The sequence below is a fragment of the Bartonella sp. AA18HLJMS genome, assembly GCF_042197245.1.
Taxonomy (GTDB): Bacteria; Pseudomonadota; Alphaproteobacteria; order Rhizobiales; family Rhizobiaceae; genus Bartonella.
Window position 1 is genome coordinate 1 of the sequence record NZ_JBHIRP010000103.1, and the last position, 515, is coordinate 515.

At 43.7% G+C, this 515-nt stretch carries 1 pseudogene; it reads right to left on the bottom strand.

From position 1 onward, the window contains the following. Positions 1–515: pseudogene (locus ACFINW_RS10190) on the bottom strand (hypothetical protein); the annotation flags it as partial.

Here is a 515-nt window from a genome sequence, read left to right on the forward strand (position 1 = left end):
GGAGAATAGCCCAAAACACCACTAGCCCTATTGGCTACAGAATCACTTCCTATAGCAACACCTCCCGCAACCGTCACATTAGAGCTAGCGCCTATAGCAATTCCCTGCAACGCCTGCTCCTTTGCATATGCATTGTACCCCATAGCAATCGCTTCATTTGCATAACTATGTGCTTTACTACCGAAAGCTATTGAAAAATCACCAACTGAAACTGTTCTCTCTTTTTCATCATAACTATCGGTTAGAGAAGAGCCGATTGCAATGCTATTTTTAGTATTTCTACTACGACCAGCTAAAGCAGTTAAGCCGATAGCAATCCCTTGGTCAGCCTTCGTCTGCGCTACTTGCCCGTACACAATAGCATCATGAGATTTTCCCTCAGACCGTACACCATTGACAAGAGGATTACCCAACACCCCATCCCTAGTCATTTGACCGCCCTTTACAACTCCTGGAGTTAAAGCTGCTCTTGTTATTTTTTTACTTCCAGCATTCATATCAATTGAACGTATCGA